General features: G+C 44.8%; 14 protein-coding genes and 1 tRNA gene. 9 read left to right on the top strand and 6 right to left on the bottom strand.

All coding sequences use genetic code 11. The features are described from left to right. The first annotated feature begins 15 nt into the window (after positions 1-15). The 4 genes from AABI08_RS02085 (at position 16) to AABI08_RS02070 (ending at position 3,754) form a co-directional block, all read left to right on the top strand. Positions 16-732, top strand: a complete 717-nt coding sequence (locus AABI08_RS02085; RefSeq protein WP_338343435.1) for a VIT1/CCC1 transporter family protein — start codon at positions 16-18, stop codon at positions 730-732. Between the two features lie 122 nt (positions 733-854). After that, a complete protein-coding gene (locus tag AABI08_RS02080; RefSeq protein WP_338343434.1) occupies positions 855-2,222 on the top strand; it encodes an FAD-dependent oxidoreductase in 1,368 nt (455 codons plus the stop codon). 82 nt (positions 2,223-2,304) lie between these two features. Then, positions 2,305-3,168, top strand: coding sequence for a YihY/virulence factor BrkB family protein (locus tag AABI08_RS02075; protein WP_338343433.1), 864 nt, complete (start codon positions 2,305-2,307; stop codon positions 3,166-3,168). Then, a complete protein-coding gene (locus AABI08_RS02070) occupies positions 3,161-3,754 on the top strand; it encodes a DUF1054 family protein (RefSeq protein ID WP_338343432.1) in 594 nt (197 codons plus the stop codon). The genes AABI08_RS02075 and AABI08_RS02070 overlap by 8 nt, the downstream gene beginning before the upstream one ends. A gap of 83 nt (positions 3,755-3,837) precedes the next feature. Here the strand turns inward: AABI08_RS02070 and AABI08_RS02065 are convergent, their stop codons facing one another. Both AABI08_RS02065 and AABI08_RS02060 read right to left on the bottom strand, forming a co-directional pair. Next, positions 3,838-5,232, bottom strand: a complete 1,395-nt coding sequence (locus tag AABI08_RS02065; protein WP_338344150.1) for a cation:proton antiporter domain-containing protein — start codon at positions 5,230-5,232, stop codon at positions 3,838-3,840. After that, a complete protein-coding gene (locus tag AABI08_RS02060; protein WP_338344147.1) occupies positions 5,229-5,915 on the bottom strand; it encodes a cation:proton antiporter domain-containing protein in 687 nt (228 codons plus the stop codon). The genes AABI08_RS02065 and AABI08_RS02060 overlap by 4 nt, the downstream gene beginning before the upstream one ends. Before the next feature lie 190 nt (positions 5,916-6,105). Between AABI08_RS02060 and AABI08_RS02055 the strand changes: the two genes are divergently transcribed. Continuing rightward, on the top strand, positions 6,106-8,658 hold the full coding sequence (locus tag AABI08_RS02055; protein ID WP_338343430.1) for a M1 family metallopeptidase: 2,553 nt from the start codon (positions 6,106-6,108) through the stop codon (positions 8,656-8,658). Positions 8,659-8,839: 181 nt separating this feature from the next. On the opposite strand, the gene AABI08_RS02050 is transcribed toward AABI08_RS02055, so the two are convergent. Further along, entirely contained in the window at positions 8,840-9,685 is an 846-nt protein-coding gene (locus tag AABI08_RS02050; protein WP_338343429.1) for a hypothetical protein, read from the bottom strand. A 110-nt stretch (positions 9,686-9,795) separates the two neighbouring features. On the opposite strand from AABI08_RS02050, the gene AABI08_RS02045 reads away from it, so the two are divergent. After that, positions 9,796-10,365 carry a TetR/AcrR family transcriptional regulator gene (locus tag AABI08_RS02045; RefSeq protein WP_338343428.1) on the top strand — a complete coding sequence of 190 codons (570 nt, stop codon included), beginning with the start codon at positions 9,796-9,798 and terminating at the stop codon, positions 10,363-10,365. A gap of 19 nt (positions 10,366-10,384) precedes the next feature. Here the strand turns inward: AABI08_RS02045 and AABI08_RS02040 are convergent, their stop codons facing one another. Continuing rightward, on the bottom strand, positions 10,385-11,731 hold the full coding sequence (locus AABI08_RS02040) for an HD domain-containing protein (RefSeq protein ID WP_338343427.1): 1,347 nt from the start codon (positions 11,729-11,731) through the stop codon (positions 10,385-10,387). Between the two features lie 81 nt (positions 11,732-11,812). On the opposite strand from AABI08_RS02040, the gene AABI08_RS02035 reads away from it, so the two are divergent. From AABI08_RS02035 to AABI08_RS02025, 3 genes are all read left to right on the top strand, one after another. Then, complete coding sequence (locus tag AABI08_RS02035) at positions 11,813-12,253, top strand: YwiB family protein (protein WP_338343426.1); 441 nt, start codon at positions 11,813-11,815, stop codon at positions 12,251-12,253. 25 nt (positions 12,254-12,278) lie between these two features. Further along, on the top strand, positions 12,279-12,839 hold the full coding sequence (rpoE, locus tag AABI08_RS02030; protein ID WP_338344144.1) for a DNA-directed RNA polymerase subunit delta: 561 nt from the start codon (positions 12,279-12,281) through the stop codon (positions 12,837-12,839). 82 nt (positions 12,840-12,921) lie between these two features. After that, positions 12,922-12,995, top strand: a tRNA-Lys gene (locus AABI08_RS02025). Between the two features lie 148 nt (positions 12,996-13,143). Here AABI08_RS02025 and nadE read toward each other — a convergent pair. Together nadE and AABI08_RS02015 are read right to left on the bottom strand one after the other, a co-directional pair. Beyond that, positions 13,144-13,965: an ammonia-dependent NAD(+) synthetase gene (nadE, locus tag AABI08_RS02020; protein WP_338343424.1), complete on the bottom strand. Its 822-nt coding sequence runs from the start codon at positions 13,963-13,965 to the stop codon at positions 13,144-13,146. Beyond that, the gene (locus AABI08_RS02015) at positions 13,962-15,404 is read right to left on the bottom strand and encodes a nicotinate phosphoribosyltransferase (protein WP_338343423.1); all 1,443 of its coding nucleotides are present in this window, start codon (positions 15,402-15,404) and stop codon (positions 13,962-13,964) included. Before AABI08_RS02015 ends, nadE begins: the two co-directional genes overlap by 4 nt. Between the last annotated feature and the right edge of the window lie 211 nt (positions 15,405-15,615).

Raw genomic sequence — 15,615 nt, 5'->3', positions numbered from 1 at the left:
TGGGGGAGAAAAAAGATGAAAAATGTTTTAAGTATGGTGAATGACCGCCGTGAGGAAAAAAAGAGCGGTCAAACAATGGAAGAACGGTTGAATGCGATTCGAGCAGGAATCTTGGGTTCAAACGACGGTATTCTAACTGTTGTTGGGGTCGTTTTCTCAGTTGCAGCAGCGACAACGAATCGGCTTGTGATTGTCATTGCGGCGCTATCAGATCTATTGGCCTGTGCCTTATCGATGGGGTCGGGGGAATTTGCGGCTGTTTCTTCACAATCAGATAGTGAACGGGTGGCTGTTGGCCGAGAACGCGAAGCATTAAAGGAAAACTTTGATGAACAGATTGCAACGGTCCAAGCTTATTATGAAGACCGAGGTGTGACCGCCGAAACGGCCAAGGCCATCGCGGTCGAATTATTAACGCAGAAACCATTGGAAACAATTTTGTCCGTCAAATATGATATGACCCTTGGTCATTATGTTTCACCAGTTGAGGCTTCTTTTGCCTCAACGTTTTCGGCGGCGCTTGGTGGGGCTTTACCACTGTTAGCGCTGCTGTTATCACCAATGAAGTACCAATATATTGCGGCTATTTTGGCCACGGTTGTCGCAGTTTCTTTGACGGGGCTGATTTCGGCTTGGTTGTCGAAGGGAATGGTGAAGCGAGCAGTGATTAGAAATATTTGGATTGGGCTCTTAACGATTGCAATTCATTTTAGTATTGGTAAGCTGTTTTAAGACAAATCAGGATAAAAGTGGTCTAACTGAATTTTTTTAAAAAAGCCTTGGCTTAATGCTGAAAAAAATTTATAATGTAGGTGAAGTTTCGTTATTGCAAATCGAAGTTATTTTAACGGAGGATGAAAATGAAAGTTGTTGTTGTTGGTGCCTCTCATGGTGGTCACGAAGCCGCTCATGAAGCTTTAACTCGTTGCCCAGATGCGCAAGTGACTGTTTATGAAGCAGGCAACTTTGTGTCCTTTATGTCTTGTGGTATGGAATTATTCTTGGAAGATAAGGTTACGGACCGCGACGATGTTCGTAATTTTAAGCCAGCTGACTTAGAAAAGTTTGGTGGCAAAGTTTTGACGCAACATGAAGTGACCGGAATTGATACGGACGCCAAGAAGGTGACTGTTAAGAACTGGGCGACCGGTGAAGTTTTGGAAGATTCATACGATAAGTTGATTTTGTCTTCTGGTGTTACGCCAGCGACAATTCCAGTTCCCGGTGCTGATTTGGATAACATTTATCTGATGCGCGGTCGTGATTGGGCAACCAAGATTTATGATAAGTTGCATGACGATGCCGTTTCTTCCGTTGTCGTCGTTGGTACTGGCTACATCGGGATTGAAGCCGCTGAAGTTTTTGCCAAGGCTGGCAAGAAGGTCACGGTTATTGACTTGATTGACCGCCCATTGGGAAACTACCTTGACGCTGAATTGGCTGAAAAGGTTCGAGTTGAATTGGAAAAGAACGGAGTGAACTTACACCTCGGTCATACGGTTGCTGCCTTTGAAGGCGATGGAACTTTGGCAAAGGTCAAGGACGATGCTGGCCAAGTGTTTGACGCTGATTTGGCCATTGTTGCGGCTGGTGTTAAGCCAAACACGAAGTACTTGCAGGGAACGGTTGACTTGGACCAACGCGGTTGGATTAAGACAGACCCATACTTGCGGACTTCTGCTAAGGATGTCTATGCCATTGGTGATGCCATCTTGCCACTCTTTGCGCCAGCTGGTCAACCAGCACCCATTGCTTTGGCCTCAACTGCTCGTCGTGAAGCACGCTATGTGATTGAAACGATGACGATGGACAAGCCGGCGCGTTCATTTGCTGGTGTCAATGGTTCATCTGCTTTGCCAGTCTTCGACTATAACTTGGCAACAACTGGTGTGAACGCCAACAACGCCGCCAAGATGAACTTAGAAATTGCTTCCTCATTGTATGAAGCGACCATCCGGCCTGAATTCGTCAAGGAAGGCAACCCAGAAATTAGTGTGAAGTTAATTTTCAACCCCAAGACACATGCAATTTTGGGTGGCCAGGTCTTGTCAAAGGCTGATGTTACTGCTCATGCCAACACGATTGCCTTGGCAATTAAGGGTAAGATGACCTTGGAAGATTTGGCCGAAGCCGACTTCTTCTTCCAACCTGGTTATGACCGGCAATGGTCTGTTTTGAATTTGGCGGCTCAGACCGCCTTGGGTCAAATCCCATCTGTTTAATTTTTAAAAATTGCGCTTTTTAACTTAAAAAGACCTCAAACTGTGAGGTCTTTTTGCTTGTAATTATGGCATAATAGGATTTATGAAAAAACGTTTAAAAAAAATCTGGGCCTACCTAGACCGTCGTTTCCGAGTCGATGCCCTGGTGACTTATTTTGCTCGTGCGCAGTTAACGCTAGTTGGGCCAACCTTTGCCTACTACGTAGTGTTAACATTGATTCCACTGCTGATTATGTTTGTGTTGACGATTGCGGCATTGAATTTAAAAACCGAACACGTTGTGCTGGTTTTGGCGCAGATGTTGCCATCCTCAATCGCCAATTTCTTAACACCAATTGTCAATTCGGTTGCCCATACGAATACGAAATCTTATCTTTCCTTTTCACTGATTTTTATTGTTTGGACATTATCGCAAGTTTTGGCTGTTTTGCGTAGTACCTTTAATAAAATTGCCGACAAGGAAGAGGTCGGTTTGCCGATTCTGTCAAGGCTATGGGCCTTTTTATGGTTGTTAGTGATGTTGGTCAGCGTTGCCGCTATCATCTTGATTGGTAATGTTATGACGCTGCTGATTAACCACTGGACCGGAATTGTGATTGCTTCACCAACGCGCTGGCTGGTCATTATTGGCTTGTGGATATTTTTAATTTGGGTGAATTACAGACTACCGGTGAAGGCTGCTCGGCCATCCTTTTTAGCAGCAATAGTGGGGACTTTGATTGACCTATCATTATTGATGCTTTTAAACCGAGTGTTTGTTTGGTTCGCTAATGTCCAGTTCCATCGGTCTGGTGTTTACCAGTCCTTGGCTTCAATTGCCGTCTTTTTAATCTGGTTGGACCTTTTGGCAACGATTTTGGTTGTGGGCTTTGTTTTGATGACGTGGTTAACGGAATTCCCATTTTTTAGCAAGGATGACAAGGAGAAGGAGGAAGAAAATGTTTAATCAACAGGATTTTCTCGTTTTTGATGATTTAACTTTGGCTGGACGGATGGATAAAATTCGCTCAATTATTGATCCCAAGTTTGAGGCCTTCGCTGATTTGGCATTACCGATTTTAAAAGAGGATGGGCAAGACTGGTATGCACACGTTGCCAAGCATAAGATGCGCAAAACCAACGCCCCGGATAACACCTGGGTAGCCTTTGCCCCCAATAAGCGGGGTTATAAGATGATGCCTCATTTCGAGTTGGGCTTGTGGGCGGATAACCTGTATTTGTACTTGGCCGTTGAGGAAAATATGAAGCCAAAGGACTTGACAGAGATGATGCCAAAGCTACGGGCTGCGGCTGACCAAGTGACTCAGTTACCAAGTGAGTACTGCCTATCATTAAACCACATGGTGAATGAAAATCAGGAATTGGCCAGTTATGCCAATGCAGTCGATCGGTATGAAAAGGTTAAAGCCGCTGAAGTTTTGGTTGGCCTGAAGATACCGGCTGATTCACCACTAATGGGTCAGGAGAAGCTGACAGAGACGTTAATCCAAGCGCTAAAGACACTACTACCAATTTACGAAAAGTTACGCTAGGGGTCAATTAAGGCTGTTGGAAGATTAAGAAAAAACAGGTACTTTGCTATAAAGCGAAGTACCTGTTTTTTTATGTGAAATAGTTAGTCGGGAGTAGCGGTTAGATCCATCAACTGCAGGGTCTGCGCTTGATTGATTTCATGGTAGAGCTGGTCACCTAAAGCGGGTGAAATCGCTTTTTTCTCTAATTCGGTGGTGACAAAACGGTATTCATGGCCAAATGCCTGAATATAGGCTTCGGCCGGAACCGTCACATCAACGTGCTGGTAATCGTGCGCAACTAAATCAAAGAAACGGTCTAAAAGAGTTCTGACCTGGTCGATATTGGTAGTCTCTTGACCACTAATCATCTGTTTGGCAAGGTGTTGGGCAAGCAATTGGTCAGCATAGTTTTGGGTATCAGCGTTTAAGGCCCAAACAGCGTGACGATTATCACGGAAGTTAGCGATAATTTGCTGCTGTTCGGGGTGCGTTTTCAGGAATTCTTGCTGATAGCGGGCACGTTGCTTACGAGTAAAAGTTCGTGTCTTGGTATGGAAACGAATCTCGCTTTGCAGTCTACGCATCTTGCGAATGAAGTTCATCACTGGGTGGCGTTTGGTAGCTGGATTAATCAGGCCTCGCTGGATGATTTTAGAATAAATGGCAATCGTGTTTTCATCGAAATGCTGTTGGATATGGTCGGAGTCCATGTAGTTATTCAATTCATCGAAGACTTCACTGACTAATGGTAAGACGTCCTTTGTAAAATCAGCCTGGGCCAGCCGACGACCATTGGTAAACTTTTGGGTTTGCAAGGTTTGACTGAGCGCTTTTTTGACGGCGTGCTTTGCTGATGATTGTTCGACGGCAATGATGGCGGTGTCAATCATTTGCTTGCGTACCTGGTCGAGTTCCTCTGGACTAAAGTCTGCCGTTTCCTTTTGCAGCAAAAGTGGCAGGGCTACGCTGGCAACTGCCAGAGAAATTAGGATGACGAGGGTGGCCACAATTTGAATTTCATCTAAGAAGGGCAGGGGTCGACCGTTAACTTTGGCTGGCAATGACATTGCCAAGGCCAGGGTAACGGCCCCATGTACGCCTGAAAGGCCGAAGAGACGGGCTCGAATCCGACGGTTTTTTGTACGTTTTTTACCGAAAAATTCAGTTAGGTTTTGATCATTTTGGAAGGTCACCCAAAGAAAGCGGCCTAAGAACATCGCCAGGTAGATGGCAGCAGCTAAAGCGATTAAAATCAGGGAACTAATCCAGCCAAAGTGGGTCATTGTTTTGAAAATGGCCGGCAGTGCCAGCCCTAAAATCACAAAGACAATCCCATTTAAAACGGTGGTTGTGGTTTGCCAAATGGTGACGGTCACGATTTGGCTCTCGGTGGCGATTAGTTGCAGTTTTGAATGCTCCCAGTTATGGACTAAGCCGGCTGCGACCACGGCCAAGATACCAGAGGTGCCAAGGTGCTCGGCAACAATGTAAATCACAAAGGGGTTAAAAGGTTTAAGGGGATGGTCGTTGCCTTAGCAGAGGTTGCGTGGAAGTTTAAATACATCCGTAAAGCGACAACAAGGAGGGAAAGGAGCCCACCGACTAAAAGCCCACCGATTGCTACGAATAAGAAATAGCCAATTCCGTTTATAGGCGACAGTGAACCTTTTTCGAAAAATGATAGGGCTAAATCAAGTAAAACAATCCCGGTCGCATCATTAAAGAGAGATTCTAGTTCCAGTGATTGATTTAAACCTTTAGGCATCGTTAAGCCATTGGTCATCGACTTAACAGCCACGGCATCTGTTGGGACCACGATGGCAGCCAAGGCAATCGTAAGCGCCAGTGGCCACTTAGTGGGAAAGTTAGCGTTGACTAAAGCGACTAAAACGACTGTAAAAAGCGCCAAAACGACTGATAGTTGGATAATAGTTTTGGCGTGTTTTCGAATGGTATTGTAGGGGTGGCTTTGCCCCTCTTGAAACATGATGGGGGCAATAATCAAGAATAAAAAGAACTCGGAGTTGATTTGAAAGCCGTGAAAGATTGGTAGGATGGAAAAGAGGGCACCAATTGCCATTAAAATTAGTGCTTCTGGAACACGTTTGATAAAGGGTTGAACAATGTTGGCCGCGACAACGGCCCCCACGAGCAAGGCGATGATCAGTAAAATCGACATGTATTTCTCTTTCTCATAAATGGATTGACCATGAAAAGGTCTTCTTCCTAATAATTATAGGGCTTTCCAGATTATGAGGCAAGCGTTCGCCTTTTCACATCCGCTTACTATCTTTTATCTCATTTTTTAGTTATAATAGCATTATTGTTAATTCTATATTAATAAATTTTTAATAAAAGGTAGGTGCCTCATGGCTGCAATTCCACGTCTTTATGAAACATTCCAACCCGATCATTACGATTTGTTTTTGGATATCTCACGCGAAAATAAGTTGATTGTTGGAAAAACGACGATTACGGGTCACGTCACGACGACTGATTTAGCATTACACCAACACGACTTAGTGGTGGAGACATTGAAGGTCAATGGCCAAGCGGTCGACTTTACAATGGATAATGACCAGGATCAAGTGACTTTTAAGGCCGATCAGGCCGGTGAAATTGAAGTTGAGGTCACCTACCACGCACCATTAACGGACAATATGAATGGGATTTACCCATCTTATTACAACGTCGATGGTCAGGCCAAGCAATTGGTTTCAACACAATTTGAAACTTACTTTGCCCGTCAGGCCTTCCCAAGCATTGACGAACCAGAAGCAAAGGCAACGTTCTCTTTGGCCATTAAGTTTGATGAAAAGCCAGAGGAATCAGTTATTTCAAACATGCCAGAGCAAAAGGTCGAAGAGGGTGTGCATTACTTTGACAAGACGGTCAAGATGTCCACTTACCTCTTAGGCTTTGCCTTGGGTGACTTGCAGAGCAAGAAGACCAAGACGAACTCTGGGGTTGAAATCGGAGTGTTTGCCACGAAGGCACACCCTGCCGATAACTTGGACTTCTCACTTGATATCGCAAAGCGGTCAATTGAATTCTTCGAAGACTTTTACCAAACACCTTATCCATTGCCACATTCTTGGCAAGTTGCTTTGCCTGATTTTTCAGCCGGCGCCATGGAAAACTGGGGCGTTGTGACTTACCGTGAAGCTTGCTTGCTTGTTGATCCAAAGAACTCTTCAACGGCAACGAAGCAATACGTGGCCACTATCGTCGCCCATGAATTGGCTCACCAATGGTTCGGTGACTTGGTCACCATGAAGTGGTGGGATGAGTTGTGGTTGAACGAGTCCTTTGCCAACATGATGGAATACGTGGCAACGGACTTCTTGGAACCCGATTGGCATATCTGGGAATCCTTCAACGCCGTCGAAGTTCAAAAGGCCTTGCAGCGTGATGCCATCTTGGGCGTTCAACCCGTTCACGTCGAAGTTAAGCACCCAGAAGAAATTGATGCGCTCTTTGATCCTGCCATTGTCTATGCCAAGGGTGGTCACTTATTGGTCATGGTGCGTGCCTTGATTGGTGATGATGCCTTGCGTAATGGTTTGAAGGCATACTTTGCCAAGAAGAAGTACAGCAATGCGACCGGGGATGACCTTTGGGCTGCCCTGGGTGAAGCTTCTGGCAAGAACATTGGCGAAATCATGCATTCTTGGTTGGAACAACCGGGTTACCCAGTTGTGTCCGTCAAGGTGGAAGATGGTCGCGTCAAGGTTAGCCAAAAGCCATTCTCAATTGGTGGTGACAAATCAGCTGTGCCAAATGCCGACAGCCGCATTTGGCAAGTGCCGTTGGCCGCTTCTGCTGCCTCAGCTCCTGATTTATTGACGACTGAAAGCATGGACTTGGGTGACTACGAAACATTGAAGCGTGAAAGCAATGGCGCCTTTACCTTGAATGTTGGCAATACCGGCCACTATATCGTGCAATACGATGACACACTTTTGGCCGAACAAGTGGCCAACTTGGAAAAGGCAAACGCCATTTCACAAGCCCAATTCTTGCAAAATAACTTGTTGTTGGCCCAAGCTGGTCAAGGATCCTTTGCTGATTTGCTTTGGGTCTTGCCAAAGTTGGCGGACTCAACGTCTGAATTGGTTCAATCACTGATTTATCAAGTCATTGGCCAAGTCAAGGCCTTTGCAACAGATGGATCTGCTTTGGAAAAGAACTTGAAGACCTTTGTTGGTGACCTTTCAAAGCAACAGTTAGCCCGCCTTGGCTTTGACAAGCGCGACGGCGAAAGTGTTGACGATGAAATGGTGCGTGCTGAAGTGCTGTCAGCAGCCCTCTTTGCCAAGAATGCTGACTTGGTTGCCCATGACCATGAAGTCTTTGAACAGGCTGGTGGGGATGTGACGAAGTTGCCAGCCAATGGCCGCGCAGTTGTCTTGAAGAACGAAATTCAAAACTTCAACACGCAAGAAAAGTTCAACCAATTCTTGACGGATTATCAAAAGACGGCAGAGGCTGCTTTGAAGTCTGATTTGGAAGCCGCTTTGGTAACGAGCCAGGATGAAAATCAGTTGGAGACGCTGGTTGCTAACTACCAGAATGCCGACGTGATTAAGCCACAAGACCTCCGTGGTTGGTTCCAAGGCGTTTTGGGCAACGACAAGGGTCAGCCTTTGGCCTGGGACTGGGTAAAGAATAACTGGGAATGGTTGGAAGACCGCCTTGGTGGTGACATGTCCTTCTCATCTTACGTGACGGTGATCTCACGGATCTTTAAGACGGCGGAAAACTTGGCTGAATTCAAGGCCTTCTTCACGCCTAAGTTGGACCAACCAGGTTTGGCCCGCGAAATCGTGATTGACCAAGCGGTGATTGAAAACCGGATGAAGACGATTACTGACCAAACAGCTGACGTTGACCGTGCCTTGGCTTTGTTGGCACAGAAGTAAGCTGTTAATGGTTGGTTGCTACTCAAGAATCATTTGGGCTCGTGATTGAGCGGTTTGGCTCCTCGATATAGTTGGTCCGCTTTTGTAGCTACAAATGATTATGGGTTGCTCTTGATCAGCGAAAGTAATTTAATTAGTAAAAAACCAGCTTCTCATCATTTGAGAAGCTGGTTTTTTTCATTTATTTTTGATTCTTTTTAGCCATCTGCTTGATGGCTTGTCCCAAAATGATTTTTTGAAGGAAATTTGCCTTCTTATCAGCCGCAATGTGCAGACCGTTATTGAATTCAACCATTAGATGCCACTTATGACCTTCGATGATTTCTTTTGGTGCATTTTCAGGCAGAAAGACACCAAGTTTCACTTTCATACCGTTGGGCTTATTTTTCAACTGGTGCATCCCAATTATCTTAGTATCTGCCATAGTGTCTGCTAACAGGGTTTGGCCAAGCATGACCATGGTAGTGTCACTGTCGGTTGGGATGGGTTTTTGAATGTGGTCACCAGGAACGAGGTGCAAGTATGATGGCTTCCGATACATCCCAAAAGTCTCAACGATTGTTTGTGTCCCACCTTTGCCAGCATCGAAATAATAGTGCTCTGGATGAATTTTTGAAGGAAGGTAAAGGTTATTTTCCTTGGCAAGCGATTGGTTGAAAAGCATAAATTGAATCAAGGAAATATTTTCAGTTTCAACCTCGACAATTGCTTGTTGCATCTTGGGTGATGCATTTTCAGCGATTTCTTTCCACATTTCATCTGATTCATGAATCTCATCATGGTAGTATTTCAGCATTCCTTCTTTGCCGATGGCTTCCTTTGTTTGAGCAAGTGCTTTCTTAGCGGAACTCAATGGCAAAGTTTTTAATTGGTCGGCTGGGATTACTTGTTGATCAAGCGTAATTGGAATATTTTTAGCAACAAATTCATCAAAAACATGGTGGTAGCGGCTAAGTTCCATTTCTCGGATGGCTGTTTCGTCTACTTTTTGTCCGTCGACGGTAAATTGAATTTTGTATTCTGACATTTTCTTCTCCTTAAAAGTCTCGTTTGTAACTTTTAATATTTTCAATTATAATACCACTACCGTCAAAAAAGATAGATTAGCTGGATAACTGCTACAAAAAGAGGAAAAATATGACAGATAGTAAGCCGGAAATCAAGCGACAGGTTCAAGTGCAACAAACTTACCGTTTGCTTTGGCAAGCACTTGACCAATTGATGAGTGAAAAGGAATTTGACAAAATATCGATTAGTTCGGTTTGCCTTGAAGCCGGCATCGCCAGAAGGACGTTTTATCGTCATTTTTCGACGATTGATGAACTTTTAAAAGAAAGAATTGAACAATTGATTCAAGATTTTTATCAATTACCAAAACAGACAATCGTTCATTTTGATGATTTGATTGTCGCGATATATAGTTACTTTAAGCCACATAAAGCATTTTTAAGTCGATTAAATCAGCGGGGGAAAAGTCATCTTCTACAGCAGGTGATTCTAGAAAATCGGAATTTAAGTATTTTTGGTAACGGGCAGGAACAACGGTCAAAATTAATTTATTATTTTGGTTCAGGTGGTATTAGTAATCTACTTCAGTATTTTATTGTCACAGACTTTCAAGATGAAATTGCCGAAGTGCGCGAAATGGCTAATGAACTGTTGGTTCATTTTGGAATGTTAGCTCAATATGAAAAAAAGCACCATTAACATCGTTAATGGTACCTCTTTAATGTTCACCAGGGATGAACGTATCATTTTTAATTAGTGACCGGAAATTTTGGTGAACCTGGGAGAAAAGGTCGTCTGGACCGTTGTTCAGCATTTCCTTGGGGAAAAAGAATCGTTGGTCCAAGGAAGCCCGCCCCTTAATGGAGGCGACAAGGGCTGATAGCTGTGATAATTCCCGGTGGCTGCCATCACTTAAAACGAGCTCGATTTGGGTCCGTGGCTTCTTCTCACTTGGCTTATAATCATCGTAAGGGAGGTCATAGGCGTCATTTTGAGCTGTATAGTATTCTGGGTCGAACCCAGCGTCCTTGACGATTTGCTCGAGCTCAGCCAGGTAGGGCGCTGATTGCTCATTAATCTGGATGGATTTAAATGGCCGGCGGTTTAAGAAGCGAGATGAAAGGTCCGCTAAGATTTGGTCAGGATAGTCTTGCCAACCGTTGATGGCCGTCATAAAGAGATTGTCATCGAGGCGCAGGTACTCATCAATGGTCAAATCGTGGTCGGGTTCAAAGACGGGCGCTAGCAAAGGCCCAACCAAGTCACCGGTATTGTGTCCCTGTGAAAGGAGTTCCTTGACGCGACCCAAGAGGTGCTCCAAAATCACTTCCATCCCACGTGAAACCGGGTGGAAGTAGACCTGAAGGTACATCTGATAGCGGGAAACAATGTAGTCTTCAACCGCATGCATACCAGCAATGTCGTAGGCAATCCCGGTTTTGCAAGGCTTCATCGTTCGCATAATCCGGTCGATATCGAATTCACCGTAAGTGGCGCCGGTATAAAAGGCATCGCGCAGAAGGTAATCCATTCGATCTACGTCTAATTGACTGGAAATCAGTTGGACGACCTGGGGATTTTCATAGGTTTTGGCAATGACTGAGGCAACTTTGTTGGCGAAATCAGGACTGTAAGATTGCAAAATTCGATTAATCTCAGTATCACCGGTAATGATATCCTGGGTCATTTGTTCGTGGTTAGTGTGGAAAAGGTGCTCAAAAGTGTGTGAAAAGGCGCCATGACCGACGTCATGCAAAAGGGCAGCGACAACCGTGAGCATTTGTTCTTCTGGATCCCAGAGGCCATCACCAGGCGTTGTTGTACGATAATACTCGTTAAAGTAGTCGGTAATTCGCCGTGCTAATTCGTAGGCGCCGACGGAATGACCAAAACGGTCATGAACAGCCCCGTGGAAAACAAAGGCCGTTACACCAAGTTGTTCAACCCTGCGGAGTCGTTGGAACTCGGGAGTATTAATCAAGTCTAAGACTAATTGGTCTTGGATGTGAATGAATTTGTGAATTGGATCGCGGAGGACTTTTTCGTGTGCTAATTTTTCCGACATATTTGACCTTTCCCTTCGTGCTTTTTCTTATTATAATAGACTTTAGCTGTTTGTGAAAATATTAGGAGCAATTTTAACTAAATGAGCCAAAAAGAAGTACAAGTAAAAATCAGTCACCAGGTCTTTCAAGACGCCGGTGACGAGCGCTATGACATTGAAACGACCGGAGTATTGACCATCAAGGGTGAGAGCGTCTATTTGGCCTACACCGAAAAGATTGATGAAGAGGGTGAGACCAAGGTCATCTTTAAGCTTGCCGAAAATCAAATCAGCCTTAGTCGTCATAATGTGACGAAGACGCGCATGGTCTTTCAACCTGGCTTGGTTGAACACCAGCCCTATCAAACGGTGGCAGGTATGATGTTGCTTTCAACCAACACTAACCAGCTTGACTTTACCTTTGATGAAGGCAAGCAGGTCGGGTCGTTAGATTTGGCTTACGCCTTGTCTGCCAATGATCAGGTGGTCGGTCAATACCAGGTTGCCTTGCAATTTGGGCCGAAATCCAGTATACTCAACTAGTTAGAAGCGCGAAAGGACGAGAGCCATGTCAAATTTAGAAAACGGTCAACTCAAGGAAGAGATGTCCTTGGTGGAAATCGCTACGGCCATCTTAGCAGAACAAAAGAAGGCCATGGCCTTTACTGATTTAGTAACGGCCATCCAAAACTTTTTGGAAATCGATACGGATGCTTTCCAAAGTCGATTGTCACAATTTTATACGGACTTGAACACTGACGGTTCGTTTATTTCTTTGGGAAATAACGAATGGGCTCTGCGTTCATGGTATCCAGTCGATGCAATCGATGAATCAATTCACGAAATTGATGATGAAGAAGAAAAGCCAAAGAAGAAGAAGGCCTCTAAGAAGGTTAACGTCTTTGCCGATTCTGCATCAGCCGATGACGACGTGATTGACTATAACGATGATGATCCAGAAGACGATGACTTTGATGACCTTGAAGGTCACAACGCCGAGACTGGTGACGGCAATGATGCCGAAGATGACGACGAAGCTGAAAAGGACGAAGCCATCGAAGATAACCTGACAGAATTAGCCGGTTCAGATGACTTGGATGACTTGTCTGATGGGGATGAGGAGCAATAAAAAAGTAAAAATATTTTTTAAAAAGTATTGCTTTTTTGCTCTTGCTTCGGTAATATATATAAATGTGCTAAGGCACAGGATTGCTTCCGTAACTCAGTTGGTTAGAGTAGGGGATTTTTAATCCCAAGGTCCTCGGTTCGAATCCGAGCGGGAGCACTGAGTTAATCAGGCGACCTTGGGAGATTCCAAAGATAAGCAGAACTTGAAAAAGTTCTGCTTTTTCTTTGTCCAAAAAAGACAGTTAAAAAGGACTTCAGGTTCTACCGCAAGGTAAATCCTGAAGTCCTTTTTGTGTTCTTAATGATTAATAAAACCAAGTGTCGTAAATCGTAATTGGTTCGTGCCTTTTTTGCTGGCTATTTAAGTAGAGTGATTCAATTTTCTCGGCGTCGCTAGTAGAAACCTGCTTGCCTTCCAAATAGTCGTCTATGGTCTTGTAAGAGACTCCTAGGGCCACTTCATCTGGCAGCTGTGGTCGGTCGTCTTCCAAATCAGCTGTCGGTGTCTTTTCGTACAAATGAGCGGGAGCTGACAAGGTTTCAAGCAGTGCCCGTCCTTGGCGCTTGTTTAGTCGCCAGAGGGGGTTGATATCCGTGCCACCGTCACCGTACTTGGTAAAGAACCCGGCGATGGCCTCGGCTGCATGGTCGGTGCCAATCACAACTGCCTGGTGTTCTCTGGCAACGGCATACTGGGCAATCATGCGCATCTTGGGCTTAATCGAGCCCCGGCTCAAGTCGTCAACGACCAAACCAGCCTCACGCAAGGAGGTAACCATGGCGTCGGTCGCTGATTTGATATTGGTCGTAACGGTCTGATCAGGGTTGATGAAATCAAGCGCTGCCTGGGCATCGTCTTCATCTTGTTGCTGGCCGTAGGGCTGGCGGATAGCGATAAATTGATAATCTTCTTGCGTTTCTTCTCTGAGCTCATCAATGGCCATCTGGCCTAATTTACCAGCCAGTGTTGAATCCTGGCCGCCAGAAACGGCCATGACCAATCCTTGATAGGCACTGTGGGTCAAGTACTGCTTTAAGAAGTCAACTGACCGCCGAATTTCGGCTTGCGGATCAATAACGGGTTGCACGTGTAGTTCGGCGATAATTTTGGCTTGAAGGGCTCTCATGCTTTCATCTCCTTGATTTGTTGACGGATGGTTTGAATTAAGTCGTTTTTGGCATCATACAGATCTTGTGCCAAATCGACGGGATAGGTTTCTGGGTTTAAGATGCGCTTGTACTCATCCCAGAGATTGTCCAGTGAGTTTTTGGCGTAAGCCTTAATAGCTTTGATATCAGGCAGGTCGTAGACTAATTTTCCATTGACGAAAATGTCATGGAGAATGGGGGTTGCCTGAAAATCAGTCACTTCCTTGGAAAGCAGGGGGTGGTTCGGATCAAACATGTGGAGTGTTTCCACTTGATTTGGGTCCTGGCCAAAGAAGGTCAAATAATCACCTTCTGATTTGCCATCCTTCTTATCGGTAATCCGCCAAATTTGCTTTTTACCGGGCGTGGAAATTTTTTCGACGTTATTGGATAACTTAATGGTGTTTTGTCCATCAATGCTGACCATTTTGTAGACGGCACCAAGGGCAGGTTGGTCGTAGGCGGTAATCAGCTTAGTGCCAATGCCCCAAACATCAATCTTGGCACCCTGACTTTTCAAATTTAGGATGGTATTTTCGTCCAGGTCGTTGGAAGCGTAGATTTTCGCATCTGGGAAACCGGCTTCATCGAGCATTGCCCGAACCTTCTTTGAGAGGTAGGCCATATCGCCTGAATCGATTCGAACTCCTTGGAAGTTGATTTTGTCGCCGAATTCCTTGGCCACTTTGATAGCGTTGGGCACACCTGATTTTAGGGTATCGAAGGTATCAACCAAGAAAACGACATCATGGTGGGTTTTGGCATAGGCCCGAAAACCTTCATAGTCGCTTTGGTAGGCCTGAATCAAGGCGTGGGCATGCGTTCCAGAGATTGGGATATGGAAAAGTTTCCCTGCTCGAACGTTTGAGCTGGCATCAAAGCCACCAATGTAAGCGGCGCGCGTTCCCCAAAGGGCGGCATCTAGTTCCTGGGCCCGTCTTGTTCCAAATTCAAGTAATGGCTGACCGTCGGTAACAGAAGCAATCCGAGCTGCCTTCGTTGAAATCAGTGTCTGGAAGTTGATGATATTCAACAAGAGCGTTTCCAACAGCTGGGCATCAACCAAAGGGCCATCGACTTGAATCAACGGTTCGTGATTGAACATGACTTCACCCTCTAATGCGGAGCGGATGGTCGCCGTTAACCGCCAGTTCTTCAAATAGAGCAGAAAGTCTTCTTCATAGAGGTCTAATGACCGCAGGTAGTCAATATCAGCATCGCTAAAGTGAAGGTTTGTTAGAGCCTTAACGAGTCGTTCCAGCCCCGTGAAAACAACGTAGCCGTTGTCAAAGGGCATTTTGCGGAAATAGGCTTCAAAGACCACTGGCTTTTGATCAATTTTGTCTTTCCAATAGGTGTAAATCATATTGATTTGGTATGCATCAGTATGCAATACCAGTGAATCGTCTGTGTACATAGTTCCGTCCTTTTTCTCTCTATTATACGCAGAATTGGTTCATTGTTAAAAAGGTTTTGTGAAGAATTTCAATAACAAATAGTTATTTTTTTGTTGCTAATTTTTTCTGATTGTAAACAAATGGTAATTATCATTCTAAGCTCCTTTTTCCCTAAGACTAAAAGCACTTGAGGGGGTGTTTTTCACAAACGAACATCTGTTCTAAAAATCA

This window comes from Fructobacillus evanidus (assembly GCF_963580165.1).
In the GTDB taxonomy this organism is placed as follows: domain Bacteria; phylum Bacillota; class Bacilli; order Lactobacillales; family Lactobacillaceae; genus Fructobacillus; species Fructobacillus evanidus.
Note: the sequence above shows the minus strand (reverse complement) of the source record. Positions and strands in the feature narration are given on the sequence as shown.